Genomic DNA, 14,221 nt, shown 5'->3' on the forward strand with positions numbered 1-14,221 from the left:
AGGCGAAACCACATAGGCTCGCCTTTACAACAGGAGAAAAATAGTGACTAAAAAAAAGCTAGGACTTTTGTTGATAATAATGGGGATAATGCTGATAGCGGCGGCATTATCCCTTAATTATTACAACTATTTTCATGAAAAGCAAAGTAATAAAAGGATGGAGGCTGTGCTGAGTGACCTGAAAACGCAGATCTCAGACAGTGCAGAGGATAGCGACAGCAGTTCACCCTTTGACATTTTTGACGATAGTCGATCCACGGACAGCGAGATAGATGACCCGGATAAGGATATCGTGCTTGACGGCAACTCATATATAGGCTTGATTTCATTCCCGACACTGGGGCAGGAGTTTCCTGTGACTCGTGGCTGGAGCTATGCTGCAATGAATACTGCAGCTTGTCAGTACAGCGGCAGACGTGTAGACAATGATCTTATAATCTGCGCTCACAATTACACAGGCTTTTTTGATAAGCTGGATAAGCTCAGCTCAGGTGATGAGGTCATTTTCACCGATGTTTACGGCAGAGAATTTAACTATACTGTCACAAACAGCGAACTGCTGAGCGGCTGGGATTCGCCATCGCTCATAAAAGGTGGTGGCAGCGACTGGGATCTGACCCTGTTCACCTGCACATGGAGCGGTTACAGCAGAGTGACTGTAAGACTTGTTTATTCATAAATACATTAAAAACGCACAGAGTTCTACACCCTGTGCGTTTTATATTCCTGCGGCAAGTCTTATTTTTTTTATATCAAAAGTTTTTAGTTTGTCATCATATATGCAGTGTCGTCTTGACTTTCTTGGGTGGCGGCGTGTATAGTCAATGGCTTCTTCAAGGTCATTTGTTTGAAAAACTGGACGTTTCATTGCTTTGTTGTATACTGTGTATCTCATAAAAATACCTCCCAAATAATTCTTATAATTAATTATAACATTAATTGGTACGTTGGTCAATAGCAATATTGTACAAATTTAACCTATTAATCAGATATACATAAATTAAAACAGAAATCGACTTGTTTAAGAACACTTCACGACATAAGACGACATAAGACGACATAATTCTACTTATAAAAATTATAGTGATAGTGGGATATTGTGCAAAAATGAGAATGGTTGGTCAATTTGACGAACGATAAAGTATAAATTTGTTTTGACAGCGAAAGTTGTAACACAGTTTTCATTGATTGATAATTAATTGAACATTCAAATATGGTATAATACCCTAAAGAATCGGGGAGGAGCGAGGAGTTATGGATAGGTTTGTGCGAAAATATGGAAGATATGTACCCTTTGCTTTAACTATTATCATAATAATTTGCTGTGCTCTTTTTCTGAAAGACCATGAGTTTTCTGAGATACTCAGTTATTGCCCGGACAATTTGTGGCTTGCCGCATTTGTTATTCTGGGGTTTTATGGATTGAAGTCCTTGTCGGTGGTATTCCCGCTTGCGGCTATTTTTGTGTGCGTGGGTGCAATATATCCGTTCTGGGTGGGCATTTTGTTGAACGTAATAGGACTATCGGTTTGTTTTACTGTTCCTTATCTTGTGGGAAGGATATCGGGTGGCGATATCATGCGTGTTATTGAGATGAAATATCCTAAGGCACGAAAGCTTGTAAATTATGGGCATGACAATAATCTGTTCGCCTCCTACATTTCAAGGGCAGTGGTAGTTGTGCCGGGCGACCTTGTTTCAATGATACACGGCGCACTGCGAATGCCTTACAGACCATATCTTCTTGGCTCGATAATGGGAGTGATGCCTGAAATGCTTGTGCAGACATATATTGGAGCACAGTTGAAGCATTTGACAATAAAATCAGTGCTTGTGATGATAGCACTCATAGCCGCAACGCTGGCTTTTTCGCTGATACTTAATAAAAAGGTCAGCAGGAGCGGCAAGCAGATGGACAAGGAAGATTTTTGATATATGTACAAAAAAGCGGACTGATAACAACAGCCCGCTTTTTTTATTATTTGTCAAAGCTAGGATTGAAAGCGTAGAAATTTTTGCTGTCAAGCATATCCTGAATAAGTCTTAGTCCTTCGCCGAAGCGCTGGTAGTGGACTATCTCACGTTCACGAAGAAACTTGATAGGGTCACGGACATCGGGATCGTCAGCAAGCCTGAGAATGTTGTCGTAGGTCAGGCGGGCTTTTTGCTCAGCAGCAAGGTCTTCGTGTATATCAGCTATAGCGTCACCTGTACTTTGGAAGATTTCCGCAGAAAATGGTACACCAGAGGCGGCTATAGGGTAAACGCCTGTAGTGTGGTCAACAAAATAGGTGTCAAAGCCACTGTCTTTTATCTCCTTGAGGGAGAGGTCACGGGTCAGCTGATAGATAATAGTGCCGATCATTTCGATGTGGGCAAGTTCTTCTGTGCCGATATCGTTGAGTATCGCCTGCACCTCACGACAGGGGGCTGAGTAACGCTGATTGAGATAGCGAAGCGCTGCACCAAGTTCGCCGTCAGGGCCACCAGACTTCAAAAAGTTATACCAACTCTAAAACCACCTAAATATGCCGTTTCAGCACAGGTAATACATTTCAATGCTAGACGTTTTGCGGTCAAAGACAACTTTGTCAACAATACTCCGTAAAGCGTTGTTCTTTTCCATAGGTGTGGCATTAGGCGAGGTTATGACCTTGAGAACTTCCTGTGCTCTGACTTTCAGATCAGGCAGGCGGTCGGCGGTGGGCTGTGGCTTGGACGGCTGGGCTTGGCGGAGCTTGCTTTCCAGCTCTGCAATGTTGGCGAGGACTTCCGACTTATTGCGTTTGTATTCCTCCAGCGTGTCAATGCCGTCTGCATATGCCGCCTTCACTCGTTCGAGCTTCATTCGCTCTCGTTCAAGCTGTGTCTCAAACTTGGACGTTTCTTTCTTCGGCTTGGCAGGGGACTGGTCAACAAGCTTGTAATCGGTCGCTGTGCCGTCCACAAGCCCCTGTATGTCCTCTATGACCGCCTTGTCTATCTTACCGATAGTAATAGCATGGGACTCCTTACACCGCCCGTGAGCGTACTGATAGCATTGCAGAGTGCTGCTCTTGACCGACCCCATTGTGAGGTTTGAGCCGCAGGAACTGCATTTCAGCAAGCCTCTGAGCATATACTCGTGCTTGGTGGATCCACTGCGTTCGTATGGTCTGCGAGCCTTTGCGGCTTTCTGCTGAGCCTTTTCAAAAATCTCCTTGTCGATAATGGCAGGGTGGTGAGCTTGAGTAATAACAACATTCTCGGCTACAGCAGAGCGGTAGTGACCCTTTGAGCCACCTCCGCCGGGCGTCCAACGCTGCATACCGATATAGACGGGATTTCTGATGATGTAAGCGATAGTGCGGGTCTCAAAATCATTGCCATGCAGGGTGCGTATGCCCTCAGCGTTCAGCTCACGGGCGATATTGAGGTAGCCCATATCTTGGTTGACGTACATATCAAATATGCGGCGGACTATCTCAGCCCCCTGCTCGTTGACCACAAATTCGCCGTTCTTCATATCATAGCCCAGCGGTGGTCCCGAAACTTTCAGACCTCGCCCGAACTTTTCCGTCATACCACGCTTGACTTCTTCGGCAAGGTTAATGCTGTAATACTCGTCCATTGCCTCTATCATAGCCTCGATAAGCACGGACATTTTGTCGTCACCTACATTCTCGGAGATAGAAATGACGTCGATACCAAGTTTGCGGAGCATTGATTTATAGACGATACTGTCCTCACGATTACGGGCGAAACGGCTGAATTTCCACAGCAGGATAGCGTCAAATGGCTTCGGCTTGAGTTTGGCTGTGCCGATCATCTGATTAAAGCCCTGCCGCTTGGCAGTGGAACGTCCCGAAATGCCGTCATCGTGGAAGATAAATTCTTTCGGCACGATATAGCCGTTTTTCTTGGCGTATTCACGAATGAGCTTGACCTGGCTGTCAGGGGACAGCTCGGTCTGTTCTTCGGTGGAAACACGAACGTAAGCCGCTGCGATCTTCATTGATTTTTCCTCCTATTTTCTTGACATATTTAATAATATGCAGTATAATAAAAGGGCAGAATTCGCCCTTTATTGGTCTATTGGTGTGAATTTGGATCGAGCTGATATTGGTAGTATCCGCTCTGCTCGCCTCTGAGTGTTGGTAGCACTTGGGGGCGAGTTTTTTGTCATGTCAGTATTTACAATACTTGCAGGGGATTTTATTTTAACACTCTGCCCTGAGCGTCAGTGAAGTTTCCCTGAAACAAATTTATCATATCAACTAGTGCTCCAATAAAGAAACCTCCGAAAGTAAAGAAGTACAGCAAACCTGTGCCAGCTTTGCCTACATAAAATCTGTTCAAACCGCCCAAGCCTAAAAAGGTCAGCAGGCAAAGTATTTCAGCTGTGCTTTTACTCTTAGGGCTTATCTGCTCAACAGGAGCTTGCGGTGCGACCTGCTGGACGTTTGTAACGTATGTGATGTGCTGAACGATATTGCTGTTATGCTCAACGTGGTTATCAATTTTCTGCGGCTGCGGCAGTTCGTGACCGCAATATTCACATACTGCTACGCCTGGTGCGTTTTCGCCTTTACAATTTGGACAAGTCATTTTTTTTTCCTCCCTATAAATCGACATTTGTAAACAATTTATGAAATCATTTACATTGTCTTAAATTGGTGATATAATGTATTTGTAATCATGCAGGAGAAAATTCTGTGTGCTATCCCTGTCAGTATTTGCGGTGCTGGCGGGGATTTTTTTATTATAAGGATTTTATAACTGTTTTTACAATGCCGAGTATTCTTATGCGGTCTCTTTCTGCACCGACAAACTCTCTCGGCTGATATTCGGGATTGAATGATACAAGGGTTATCTTGTCATCAGAATACTTGATTTTCTTCACAACGCCGTTTTCGCCGTCGATAAGGGCAACAACTACCTGTCCGTCCTCAGCCCAATCCTGCCTTAATACTTGTATCTTGTCGCCGTTCTCTATCTTCGGATACATACTGTCCCCCGAAACGACAATGCACATTGTATTCTTAGCTTCTTCCTCGCTGACGATATAAAGCGGCATATAGCCTACAACATAATCGTCAGCATAAGCACCAAACCCAGCCGACACGCTCTCATATATAGGTATTATATGTACGTTGTCTTGCGGGAGTATGGTTGCGTTGGAGTCTATAATATGAGAAGAATGTTTAGGGCTAGGATCATCAGTTTTTAATGCAAGATATTCAGGATTAACATTCAACTCAATAGCGATTGATTCAAGAACAGGTAATTTTATTCTGAGAATTTTTCCTGCCTCATATCTTTGGATAGTTGATTTATTCAATCCAAGACGGATACCAAGTTCTTCTTGTGTAAGTCCTTTTTTTTCTCTTGCAGCTTTTATTCTATTTCCAATTTCTATGGTATTCAAATCTTGCTCACCTGCTTTCGTTATAATGATTATATCACATTAAATTGCATAATGCAATAGCTTTTTTGAAAAAATAAAAAAATGTTGCAAAATGCTATTGACAAGTGAAAAGTTATGTGCTATTATGATAATGCAGTAAGTTGCATAATGCAACAAGAAAGGAGGCTGGCATATGGTAAACACGAACAAGATCAAGGGTAGAATGAAGGAGCTTGAACTGACCCAAGCTGACGTTGCACATTGTTTAAACATAGCTCAACCTACAGCTAATCAGAAAATAAACAATGTTCGTCCGTTTGACTTGGACGAGGCTGAGAAACTGTCACACTTGCTCCACATTGATGCTGGAGAGTTCGGCAAATATTTTTTTACTCAGTGAGTTGCATAATGCAACAAGTGATTAAAGAGGGGGTGAGAGGAACGTGGAAAAGAAAATTACTGCTACTCCAAGAGGATGTGACAGTGCCAGGGTTGAGCAGGTGATCGTAACAAGAGCCTTGAAAGGCGCAGGAACAGAAAATGACCCCTGTAGAGAGGTCATTCAGTATTGGACTCTTGACGGAAAATTGCTCTGCGAAAAGGGTTAATCAGATTTTCTTACAAGTTGTTCAGCTTTTTTTAGTTCAAGCTCTGAGTTTATGTATGAAACAATGGCATTGATAAAAGCTTTTAAATGCTCTATATTGTAATCTTCGTGTTGGCGGCAATAATGGGTTTCGTCATTACCGATCCAAGCAGAAGCTTTTGAAAGGGTTTTTATCTTTGGACTGTCTATGAAGTTTTCGATACATTGAGCTAACGTTTGCTTTTTGATTTTTTCTACTTCTTTTGGGTGAAGATTAATCGCAAAATCTTTTACTAGGAATTCTAACGCTTTTCGATAACCCATTCCACATATTTTATCGAAACCAAGTTGCTCCGCCTTATGCGACTGTGTGTATATTTTAACAAAATCCTCAGAAACTTTTTCAATCTCGGCGTCAAATGTTGGAGATGAGCAGAACTTAGGATCAGTTTGAATAAGTGTAGCTTCATCACATTCAGTGCGATATTGAGGACCAATGTATTCATATTCTGAGCAAAATGCTTTTGCACAACTTGGGCATAGCCAATGGACATATATTTTATAATGGTGGTCATCCAAGTCTGCCATTTCAACAAAATGGCTTGATAGAGCTTTAGGCTCTAAAACAACACCACAATGAGGACAATTTCTTGGCATATCAACTTTAAAATTTAAGTTGACACTAGGATATTCGATTTGCTTGCTTCGAATGACTTTTATCATTTATGGTCAGCTCCTTTTATTTTATTTTCTACATTATACCACAAGAAGTTAGATTTTTCAAGTAGGTACAAAAATGAAACACTACAAAATTAAGCTGACAGACAAGTTCAGCGGCGTAAGGCTGGTAACAGTCACGGCAAAGACGGCAGGCGAGGCTATGGACCTTGTTGACCGCTCAGAGGGCGAGAATATCGCCGTTATCGAGGAGCTTGTCTAGCATAGTACAACCCCGATATCCAATAGAATTGAGTAGGAGGTGATAAAAATGCCGAAATATCCGCCTTTAAAGGTCATAAGGCACGTTTCGTTCGACGGCGGCAAGAGTTACAAGCTTTGGGACGATTGCACGGAGCAGGAGCGACAGGCGGCTGCGGACAGTATAGGTCGCAAGCTTGCAGGAGCGCTGCAGGATATGGTCGGGCGTGACCCGTCGCTCTGGGATAAGCTTTGTGAAACGGCGAGGACTGAACACCCTGAGTGGATAGCTTAAAACACAGGACGTAAAAATGAAAGGACGTGAGAAAATGAACAACCTGATAGCAACGTTAGAGATCATCAGATATGTGTCAGCCGTAGCACTGTGTGTGTCACTGGTTGCACTGGTGATCTATGGGCTGTATCGAAACATAAAAGAAACCGCCGAAGACACAGTTCGTGAGGAACTGGAGCGTGCGGTGAGAGAAGCAGGCAGACCCATAGTCAAGGTCGAAGTTGAAATGAAAGGAAAGTGGTAATGACATTGTAGGAATACTGCTAATAACAGTAGCTGTGCTTGCAGGGATAGATGTAGTGATGTATCTTGTGCTGAGCGTGGTGGATAGGCACTGGGAGAAACGTTTTGAGAAAGAGGAGGATACCGATGATAACGAAAGAGGAGTTTGAAAAGGCGGTAAACTACTGTACAGAATTTACTGTTAGTTGCAAAGGTTGTCCGCTTAATGGAAAAGATTTGGTGTGTGGTGCATATTTTACAGAGTACATAAGAAACGAGCCTGCACCTGCGGCAACAGGCACAAGCTCAACGAAAAAAAGAAAACACTTTTCAAATTGATGATAGCACAAAATCGGATATATGTCAAGTGCTCGCAAGTGCTATGTCGACCCTTTTGGCACTGCGTCAGGAAATGGAGCCACATGAGAAGAAGGCTTTTGACCTTGGCGAGACATACAAGGACATCTGCTGTGCCAGTGCGTTGATGAGTAGCGTGCGAAAAGGCGGTGACGGCAATGAACATTAACGCAAAGAAAGCTCAGGACAAGCTGTCGCAGGAGCTGTCTGTCGCTAAGCTTGGCAAGTATGCACAGGCGGTTGCAAAGCCTACTCTTGAGGCTCTCAGCACTTTCTGTGAGCAGAACGAGGAATTCGCTCAGGCGGTTCTGCAGACGGACAGGACTTTCGCTGAGTGTGCGGAAAACGCTGTCAAGGGTGCAGGGGGAAGTATTTCGGATATCGAGATCTACCGCAGAGCTGTAAGATTTTACTTTAAGGGTGCGGACGTTCATTTCAATATGACTATCGACCTGGGCGACGGCTCGGACAGCGAAGAAACAGCAAAACCGCCTGTCAGCCTGTCACTTGACGGCTTGCTTGATTTCTAAGGTGACAGTATGAAAAAGACAAGAAAAGAGGCTCTTATCTACTGCTTTCCTGCGGTGGATAAAGAGCTTATGGATGAGATGAAAGGCAAGGGTGCTAAGAATTATGTGGTGTTCCTCACAAGGGGTGCTGAGCTTTTCGCACGTTGCTTTCACAGATACTCAAAGGGTGACCTTGTGGAAAGACAGCGGTATGTGTTTGCCCGTGACGGATCGGTGAGATACGGCAGTGATAACGGCATAAACTGGTCTGTGCGTAATGACTTCCGTGAGCCTGTCTTTTGCAAGTGCTGTATGGGATATAACTACGATAATTCCTATTCGGTGCTGAACGTCAAAGCCATAGACAAATCGGATATGCGGTACAGTCAGTATCAGCATTATCACGGTAATATGCTGATGAGCTATCTTCACGCATATTGCAAGCACCCTAATCTTGAGTATCTTATGAAGCAAGACTATGACGTAACAAGCGTGAGATACACAGGTTGGTGGGGATATCAGGAAAAGTTCCTGCTCTCTCAGCGTGTGAACTGGAAAAGTAATGACCTGCTGAAAATGCTCGGACTGAACAAGACGGAGTTCAAGACACTCAAAGGCAGCGAACAGCTGTGGGAGCAGTATCTTGACTATCGTGAGGAATATCCAAAACTCAGACCGGAAGATTTACTGAATATAGCAAAGGTCTTTAAGAACGAACACGGCACTCTTGAACGTCTTGTGAGGATAACAGGTCTTACACCGCAAAGGGTGGCACGATACATACACGAGCAGAAAATGACACCTCTTGATTACAGCGACTATCTGGAGCAGTGCGAAACACTGGAGTATAACATTCACGATACAATGATAGCATTGCCACACGATTTCTGGACAATGCACAACAGGCTCACTCAGATCATCAACTATGAGCATGACGAGCTTGTTTTGCAGAACTTCACAAAAAGGCTTGCAGAGCGTGTCTGCCTTGAATTTTCGGGAGACGGTTTGCTTATCAGACAGCCACATAGCTTGCAGGAAATAGAGGATGAGGGCAGGATACTTTCCCATTGTGTGGGTGGATATGCAGAACGCCATGCTATGGGGAAACTCAGCATAATGTTTCTGAGAAAAGTTTCTGAGCCTGACAAGCCTTACTATACTGTGGAGGTTAGCCAATATGGCGGTATCGTGCAGTGCAGAGGATATAGAAACAACGTGGTACAAAACGGCGGTGAGGACAAACCGCAGGAGATAAAGGACTTTGAACAGAAGTATCAGCGGTATCTTGACAGGGTGTTCGCTGAGAAACGAAAGGAGCGTAAAACAGCATGAACGAACTATCGGCAGAATATATCAAGGCGGTTGAGCTTGACCGCAGGATAAAGACCTCAGCTCAGCTTGCACAGCAGAGCCTTTACGATATGTGTATGGGCTTTAAGGAAATGAGAGACAGCAGGCTTTACAAGGAGCTTGGGTACTCAGATTTTGGAGAGTATTGCGAGCAGGAAACAGGGTTTAAAAGAACGAATGTGTATAATTACATATCTGTTGCTGAAAATCTTCCAGAAGATTTTGTCCACTCGAGTGGACAAATTGGAATAAAAAAGCTGACACTTCTTTCAACCCTGTCTGATGAGCAAAGAGAAACCATTACCGAAACCACAGATATAGAGAATACAACTGTCAAGGAGCTTAAAGCGAAAATCGACAGCGTGAAAAAGCAAAATGACGCACTTCACGAAGAAATGAGATACCGTGAGGAAGAACACGAAACGAAGTCACAGAAATTCAAGGATAGAATTGCTGAGCTTGAAGCCGAGATAAAGGACCTTGAGAGCCGTCCTATCGAGGTGGCTGTGGAAACGGACAGCAAAGAGGTGGCAAACCTTAAAGACGCTATGCGGCGTGTTGACCTTGACTGGTCGGAAAAATATTCAAAGCTTGAAGAAGACAGCCTGAAAGACCGCAGAGAGCTTTTGCAAAAAGCTGAGCAGGCTGAAAAGGACAAGCAGGAAAAGCTTTCACAGCTTCGTGAGGAGCTTGACAGAACTAAGGCGGAGTATGAGAAAAAGCTTGCGGGGAAGACAGAGATCACGTCAACGCAGGACGATAAAGCCATATTCAAGGCTTATCTTTCCACCGCTGTTGACAGCGTAACAAGGCTCGTGGGCTTTGTGAACGAGCATAATGACAGCGACAATTACGGACTTTTCACACAGAAAGCAAGACAGCTTGCGGATATAATCAATTCAAAACTGGAGGTATAAAAATGAAACTTTATGAGCTTACAAACGATTTTCAGAGGCTTTTTGACAGCCTTGAGGATATGACGGAAAATGCCGAGCTTACGGCAGAGGAAAAGGCTGAGGCTGAAAAGGTGTGGTTTGATACCCTTGAATGCGTTGAGGCTGAATTTACAGACAAGGCAGAGAACGTTGCGGCTTATGTTAAGGTGCTGAACAGCGAGGCGAAAATGCTTGAAGCAGAGGAGAAAGCCCTCAAAGCAAGACGTGAGCAGAAGGTCAAGCAGGCAGAGAGCCTTAAAGCTTATCTTATGAACAGTATGCAGAGGGTCAACCTTAACAAAATAGAGGGCGTTATGGCTAAGATAAGCATTACAAAGGGCAGGGAAAGCACAGAGATAACAGACCCTAAAGCCTTTGTGGAGTGGGCAAAGGTCAATGATGACAGCCTGCTGAAATACAAAGATCCTGACATAAGCAAGACGGCTGTCAAGGTGGCTATCGAGGCAGGCAGGAAGATACCATATGCGGCAGTTGTCCGCAGACCGGGACTGACCATAAGATAAGGAGGAAAAGAGAATGGGACTTGCGATACTTGTATTAGGCTTTTCGGGAAGCGGCAAATCTGCTTCCCTGAGAAATTTCAAAGAGGACGAACTTGCTCTTGTGAACGTGAACGGAAAACAGCTTCCGTTCCGCACGCAGTTTAAGTCAACGATACATACCGACAATTACGGCGAGATAGAACGCTTTATGAAAGCTCAGACGACAAAGTCAATAGCCGTTGACGATAGTCAGTATCTTATGGTGAACGAGTTTATGCGCCGTGCAAAGGAAACGGGCTATCAGAAGTTCACCGACATTGCAAAGAATTTTTGGGAGCTTGTGAGAAGCGTTGAAATGCTTCCCGAAGATGTTATCGTGTATTTTCTAAATCACCTTGATACAGGCGAGGACGGCAGACAGAAAGCTAAAACTATCGGCAAGCTGCTTGATGAGAAGATAACTGTCGAGGGTATGTTCACAACTGTGCTTAAAACTGTTGTGGTTGACGGCAAGTATCTTTTCGCCACTCAGACGGACGGCACTGACACCTGCAAAAGTCCTATTGGGCTGTTCGACAGTATGTACATAAGCAACGATCTGAAACTTGTTGATGAAGCGCTGAGGACATACTATCACCTTGCAGACGAACATATCTGCTCAGAGTGCGGAAAGACGATAATGTCAGACGGCAGGCGTACTGTTCAGCAGATAATAGACGGCTCGATGAAGAATTACGGCAAACAGCTTTGCATGAAATGCGTTCTGAAAAGGGTAAAGGCGGCGAAGTCCAATGAAACTGCGAACGTATCAGAATGAGCTGGTGGAGCAGGTAAGAAAGGCGTGGAGAGCAGGGTATAAAGCACCCTGCATAGTCCTGCCCTGCGGCGGAGGAAAGTCCTGCATTGTGGCTGAAATGGCAAGGCGAACGACCTTTAACGGCAAGCGTGTGCTTTTTCTCGTCCATAGACGTGAGCTTGTGGAGCAGATAAAAAAGACGTTTATTCGCTGGGGCGTTGATATGAAACTTTGCGAGGTTGGCATGGTGCAGACTATTACAAGACGGCTTAAAAAGCTTGCCAGACCTGCACTTATCATAACTGACGAAAATCACCACAGCCTTGCTCAGTCCTACAAACGCATATACGAATACTTTTCGGACGTGCCGAGAGTGGGCGTTACAGCGACCCCTGTTCGCCTTAATGGTGACGGGCTTGGTGACGTGAACGACAAGCTTATCATAGGGGTATCCGCAAAATGGCTTATTGATAACAACTGTCTTGCACCTTATGACTACTATGCTCCTGACGTTGCCGACCTTACAGGGCTTCACGTTTCTCACGGTGAATATATGGCGGCGGAGATAGAGAAAGCTATGGTAAAAAATACTGTTTTCGGTGATGTCATAAAGTATTACAAACAGTTAGCAAATGGCAAAAAAGCAGTCTGCTACTGTGCTTCCGTCAGACATTCTCAGCGAACGGCAGAGGTATTTAATGACAACGGCATAAAGGCGGCACACATTGACGGCTCGACCCCAAAGGCAGAGCGTGACAGCATTATCTCAGCTTTCCGCAGGGGAGATATAACTGTGCTGTGCAACGTCGACCTTATCTCCGAGGGCTTTGACGTTCCTGACTGCGAGTGTGCCATACTCCTGCGACCCACCAAGAGCCTTACTCTTTACATTCAGCAGGCTATGAGATGTATGCGTTATCGTCCCGATAAAAGAGCCGTCATAATCGACCACGTTGGCAACTATGCAAGGTTTGGTATGCCTGACGATGACAGGGAGTGGAGCTTGGAGAAAAAGCCAAAAGCTCAGCATAAAAAGCAGGAGCAGAGCGACAAGGTGAAACAATGCCCCGAATGTTTCTATACTTTCTCTGCTCCTCCTGCGGGGGTGAAAGTATGCTGTCCTCATTGCGGATATGTATTTCCTGCGGCCGAGAGAAAGCTTGAAACTGACAGCAGCGTGGGTCTTATAAAGGTGGAGGGATTTAAGCTTGACTTTTCAAGTCCTGCCGATTGTCATACCTATCCCGAACTTTTGCAGTATGCGAAAAGTCACGGCTACAAATCAGGCTGGGCATATTATCAGGCAAGGCAAAGGGGGCTTATAGGTTGACGGAAGAACACAGGATACAAAACGAGATACGCTGTGCGGTGTCGCCCTACTGCACTGTCTTTCGTGTGAACGTAGGCGAGGGGAAAACTGTTGACGGCAGATATTTCACTACAGGTGTGCCGAAAGGTTTTTCAGACCTGTTCGGCGTAAGGCATAAGGACGGCAGAGCTGTCTTTATCGAAGTCAAAACAAAGTCAGGACGAGTTCGTCCTGAGCAGAAGAATTTCATAACAAAAATGCGTGAGTGCGGAGCATTGGCAGGCATATGCCGATCAGCAGAGGACGCAGTAAATTTACTAACGGAGGAATAAAAAATGGGATTTAAGTCAAATCAATCAGAGGCATTTCAGAACGGATTAAAGCCTGAGGGCGATTACGAGTGCATCATAACCGCTATCGAGGAACGCACGACAAAGAAAGGCTCGGTGGGTCTTAACTTCACTCTCGTCATCAGAAATGACGTGCAGGGACAGAAATACGGCAACTCCTGCCTGTTTCACACCATATGGAAAAAGCACGAGCCTAACGAGAACGATATGCAGGTGGAGGGCTACAACTTTGCTCAGCTTATGGCAATGGGCAAGGCGGCTAAGCTTCCTGACGGCAAGGAGTATGACAGCCTTAAAGCATACTGCACCGACCTGCTGAACAAGTGCATAAGGGTAGATCTCACGCACGAGGAATGGAACGGCAAGGAGCAGGAACGCATTAATTTTGTCAACCCTACAAAGTATCCTGAGTGCAAGCATAAGTTTAAATCCTCTGCGCCAACGGCGGACAGCTTTGCGACTAAGCAGACGGGCTTTGCAACGCCTAAGACAAATACGCAGGCTGACAGCGCCATAGGTTCGCTTGAAGATTTTGAAGACGTGCTTACAGATGACGGCGTGCCGTTCTGATTTCTGAGAAAAGCGAAAAGTCGTAGTGCTTTTGCATAAAAACGCAGATAATATTTTGTACAAACAAATGATTTATATTTTAATTTGGCAACATTTCTGCAATTGTTGCATTTTTAATGCAACTTTTTGAACGTT

Annotated in this window: 23 protein-coding genes; 17 read left to right on the forward strand and 6 right to left on the reverse strand. The window is 44.7% G+C overall.

What is annotated here, in order from left to right; all coding sequences use genetic code 11:
• Window positions 1–43 precede the first annotated feature (43 nt).
• Window positions 44–679 carry a sortase gene (locus DW938_RS00920; protein ID WP_117891671.1) on the forward strand — a complete coding sequence of 212 codons (636 nt, stop codon included), beginning with the start codon at window positions 44–46 and terminating at the stop codon, window positions 677–679.
• Window positions 680–718: 39 nt separating this feature from the next.
• Here the strand turns inward: DW938_RS00920 and DW938_RS14705 are convergent, their stop codons facing one another.
• The gene (locus DW938_RS14705) at window positions 719–895 is read right to left on the reverse strand and encodes a hypothetical protein (RefSeq protein ID WP_171028869.1); all 177 of its coding nucleotides are present in this window, start codon (window positions 893–895) and stop codon (window positions 719–721) included.
• 359 nt (window positions 896–1,254) lie between these two features.
• Between DW938_RS14705 and DW938_RS00925 the strand changes: the two genes are divergently transcribed.
• On the forward strand, window positions 1,255–1,932 hold the full coding sequence (locus DW938_RS00925; protein WP_117876498.1) for a VTT domain-containing protein: 678 nt from the start codon (window positions 1,255–1,257) through the stop codon (window positions 1,930–1,932).
• Between the two features lie 46 nt (window positions 1,933–1,978).
• On the opposite strand, the gene DW938_RS00930 is transcribed toward DW938_RS00925, so the two are convergent.
• From DW938_RS00930 to DW938_RS00945, 4 genes are all read right to left on the reverse strand, one after another.
• On the reverse strand, window positions 1,979–2,497 hold the full coding sequence (locus DW938_RS00930) for a manganese catalase family protein (RefSeq protein WP_022288308.1): 519 nt from the start codon (window positions 2,495–2,497) through the stop codon (window positions 1,979–1,981).
• A gap of 39 nt (window positions 2,498–2,536) precedes the next feature.
• Window positions 2,537–3,994 (reverse strand): recombinase family protein, encoded by a 1,458-nt coding sequence (locus tag DW938_RS00935; protein ID WP_118123612.1) that lies wholly within the window; start codon window positions 3,992–3,994, stop codon window positions 2,537–2,539.
• 200 nt (window positions 3,995–4,194) lie between these two features.
• Complete coding sequence (locus DW938_RS00940) at window positions 4,195–4,587, reverse strand: zinc ribbon domain-containing protein (protein WP_181984335.1); 393 nt, start codon at window positions 4,585–4,587, stop codon at window positions 4,195–4,197.
• 154 nt (window positions 4,588–4,741) lie between these two features.
• Window positions 4,742–5,407 carry an XRE family transcriptional regulator gene (locus DW938_RS00945; protein WP_118123614.1) on the reverse strand — a complete coding sequence of 222 codons (666 nt, stop codon included), beginning with the start codon at window positions 5,405–5,407 and terminating at the stop codon, window positions 4,742–4,744.
• A 172-nt stretch (window positions 5,408–5,579) separates the two neighbouring features.
• Between DW938_RS00945 and DW938_RS00950 the strand changes: the two genes are divergently transcribed.
• Window positions 5,580–5,786: a helix-turn-helix transcriptional regulator gene (locus tag DW938_RS00950; protein WP_022288312.1), complete on the forward strand. Its 207-nt coding sequence runs from the start codon at window positions 5,580–5,582 to the stop codon at window positions 5,784–5,786.
• 43 nt (window positions 5,787–5,829) lie between these two features.
• Window positions 5,830–5,994, forward strand: coding sequence for a carboxypeptidase (locus tag DW938_RS00955; RefSeq protein WP_118123615.1), 165 nt, complete (start codon window positions 5,830–5,832; stop codon window positions 5,992–5,994).
• Here DW938_RS00955 and DW938_RS00960 read toward each other — a convergent pair.
• Window positions 5,991–6,695, reverse strand: coding sequence for a DUF4145 domain-containing protein (locus DW938_RS00960; RefSeq protein ID WP_022288314.1), 705 nt, complete (start codon window positions 6,693–6,695; stop codon window positions 5,991–5,993). The two genes, DW938_RS00955 and DW938_RS00960, sit on opposite strands and share 4 nt — an antisense overlap.
• 73 nt (window positions 6,696–6,768) lie before the next feature.
• Here DW938_RS00960 and DW938_RS14710 point away from each other — a divergent pair, with 73 nt between their 5' ends.
• The 13 genes from DW938_RS14710 to DW938_RS01015 all read left to right on the forward strand — a co-directional run bounded on the left by DW938_RS14710 (window position 6,769) and on the right by DW938_RS01015 (window position 14,086).
• On the forward strand, window positions 6,769–6,912 hold the full coding sequence (locus DW938_RS14710; RefSeq protein WP_181982472.1) for a hypothetical protein: 144 nt from the start codon (window positions 6,769–6,771) through the stop codon (window positions 6,910–6,912).
• Between the two features lie 48 nt (window positions 6,913–6,960).
• The gene (locus DW938_RS00965) at window positions 6,961–7,185 is read left to right on the forward strand and encodes a hypothetical protein (protein WP_022288316.1); all 225 of its coding nucleotides are present in this window, start codon (window positions 6,961–6,963) and stop codon (window positions 7,183–7,185) included.
• A 34-nt stretch (window positions 7,186–7,219) separates the two neighbouring features.
• Window positions 7,220–7,429, forward strand: a complete 210-nt coding sequence (locus tag DW938_RS00970; RefSeq protein WP_147342350.1) for a hypothetical protein — start codon at window positions 7,220–7,222, stop codon at window positions 7,427–7,429.
• Window positions 7,430–7,554: 125 nt separating this feature from the next.
• On the forward strand, window positions 7,555–7,746 hold the full coding sequence (locus DW938_RS00975; protein WP_118123617.1) for a hypothetical protein: 192 nt from the start codon (window positions 7,555–7,557) through the stop codon (window positions 7,744–7,746).
• A 43-nt stretch (window positions 7,747–7,789) separates the two neighbouring features.
• Entirely contained in the window at window positions 7,790–7,933 is a 144-nt protein-coding gene (locus DW938_RS14715; RefSeq protein WP_181984336.1) for a hypothetical protein, read from the forward strand.
• Window positions 7,923–8,294 (forward strand): hypothetical protein, encoded by a 372-nt coding sequence (locus DW938_RS00980; protein ID WP_118123618.1) that lies wholly within the window; start codon window positions 7,923–7,925, stop codon window positions 8,292–8,294. Before DW938_RS14715 ends, DW938_RS00980 begins: the two co-directional genes overlap by 11 nt.
• A gap of 9 nt (window positions 8,295–8,303) precedes the next feature.
• Window positions 8,304–9,605, forward strand: a complete 1,302-nt coding sequence (locus DW938_RS00985; protein WP_118123619.1) for a PcfJ domain-containing protein — start codon at window positions 8,304–8,306, stop codon at window positions 9,603–9,605.
• A complete protein-coding gene (locus DW938_RS00990) occupies window positions 9,602–10,540 on the forward strand; it encodes a hypothetical protein (protein ID WP_118123620.1) in 939 nt (312 codons plus the stop codon). Before DW938_RS00985 ends, DW938_RS00990 begins: the two co-directional genes overlap by 4 nt.
• Window positions 10,541–10,542: 2 nt before the next feature.
• A complete protein-coding gene (locus DW938_RS00995) occupies window positions 10,543–11,082 on the forward strand; it encodes a siphovirus Gp157 family protein (RefSeq protein ID WP_118123621.1) in 540 nt (179 codons plus the stop codon).
• 13 nt (window positions 11,083–11,095) lie between these two features.
• Complete coding sequence (locus tag DW938_RS01000) at window positions 11,096–11,878, forward strand: AAA family ATPase (protein WP_207660684.1); 783 nt, start codon at window positions 11,096–11,098, stop codon at window positions 11,876–11,878.
• Window positions 11,853–13,187 carry a DEAD/DEAH box helicase family protein gene (locus tag DW938_RS01005; RefSeq protein WP_118123622.1) on the forward strand — a complete coding sequence of 445 codons (1,335 nt, stop codon included), beginning with the start codon at window positions 11,853–11,855 and terminating at the stop codon, window positions 13,185–13,187. Before DW938_RS01000 ends, DW938_RS01005 begins: the two co-directional genes overlap by 26 nt.
• A complete protein-coding gene (locus DW938_RS01010; RefSeq protein ID WP_118123623.1) occupies window positions 13,184–13,498 on the forward strand; it encodes a VRR-NUC domain-containing protein in 315 nt (104 codons plus the stop codon). Before DW938_RS01005 ends, DW938_RS01010 begins: the two co-directional genes overlap by 4 nt.
• Window positions 13,499–13,501: 3 nt before the next feature.
• Window positions 13,502–14,086, forward strand: coding sequence for a DUF669 domain-containing protein (locus tag DW938_RS01015; RefSeq protein WP_118123624.1), 585 nt, complete (start codon window positions 13,502–13,504; stop codon window positions 14,084–14,086).
• Window positions 14,087–14,221 lie beyond the last annotated feature (135 nt).

This window comes from Ruminococcus sp. AM43-6, from assembly GCF_003461785.1.
In the GTDB taxonomy this organism is placed as follows: domain Bacteria; phylum Bacillota; class Clostridia; order Oscillospirales; family Ruminococcaceae; genus Hominimerdicola; species Hominimerdicola aceti.

Coding starts and splice junctions, on each gene's coding strand:
- DW938_RS14705 (WP_171028869.1), bottom strand. CDS start 895: ATGAGATACACAGTATACAACAAAGCAATGAAACGTCCAGTTTTTCAA.
- DW938_RS00925 (WP_117876498.1), top strand. CDS start 1,255: ATGGATAGGTTTGTGCGAAAATATGGAAGATATGTACCCTTTGCTTTA.
- DW938_RS00935 (WP_118123612.1), bottom strand. CDS start 3,994: ATGAAGATCGCAGCGGCTTACGTTCGTGTTTCCACCGAAGAACAGACC.
- DW938_RS00940 (WP_181984335.1), bottom strand. CDS start 4,587: ATGACTTGTCCAAATTGTAAAGGCGAAAACGCACCAGGCGTAGCAGTA.
- DW938_RS00950 (WP_022288312.1), top strand. CDS start 5,580: ATGGTAAACACGAACAAGATCAAGGGTAGAATGAAGGAGCTTGAACTG.
- DW938_RS00960 (WP_022288314.1), bottom strand. CDS start 6,695: ATGATAAAAGTCATTCGAAGCAAGCAAATCGAATATCCTAGTGTCAAC.
- DW938_RS14710 (WP_181982472.1), top strand. CDS start 6,769: ATGAAACACTACAAAATTAAGCTGACAGACAAGTTCAGCGGCGTAAGG.
- DW938_RS00965 (WP_022288316.1), top strand. CDS start 6,961: ATGCCGAAATATCCGCCTTTAAAGGTCATAAGGCACGTTTCGTTCGAC.
- DW938_RS00970 (WP_147342350.1), top strand. CDS start 7,220: ATGAACAACCTGATAGCAACGTTAGAGATCATCAGATATGTGTCAGCC.
- DW938_RS00975 (WP_118123617.1), top strand. CDS start 7,555: ATGATAACGAAAGAGGAGTTTGAAAAGGCGGTAAACTACTGTACAGAA.
- DW938_RS14715 (WP_181984336.1), top strand. CDS start 7,790: ATGTCGACCCTTTTGGCACTGCGTCAGGAAATGGAGCCACATGAGAAG.
- DW938_RS00980 (WP_118123618.1), top strand. CDS start 7,923: ATGAACATTAACGCAAAGAAAGCTCAGGACAAGCTGTCGCAGGAGCTG.
- DW938_RS00985 (WP_118123619.1), top strand. CDS start 8,304: ATGAAAAAGACAAGAAAAGAGGCTCTTATCTACTGCTTTCCTGCGGTG.
- DW938_RS00990 (WP_118123620.1), top strand. CDS start 9,602: ATGAACGAACTATCGGCAGAATATATCAAGGCGGTTGAGCTTGACCGC.
- DW938_RS00995 (WP_118123621.1), top strand. CDS start 10,543: ATGAAACTTTATGAGCTTACAAACGATTTTCAGAGGCTTTTTGACAGC.
- DW938_RS01000 (WP_207660684.1), top strand. CDS start 11,096: ATGGGACTTGCGATACTTGTATTAGGCTTTTCGGGAAGCGGCAAATCT.
- DW938_RS01005 (WP_118123622.1), top strand. CDS start 11,853: ATGAAACTGCGAACGTATCAGAATGAGCTGGTGGAGCAGGTAAGAAAG.
- DW938_RS01015 (WP_118123624.1), top strand. CDS start 13,502: ATGGGATTTAAGTCAAATCAATCAGAGGCATTTCAGAACGGATTAAAG.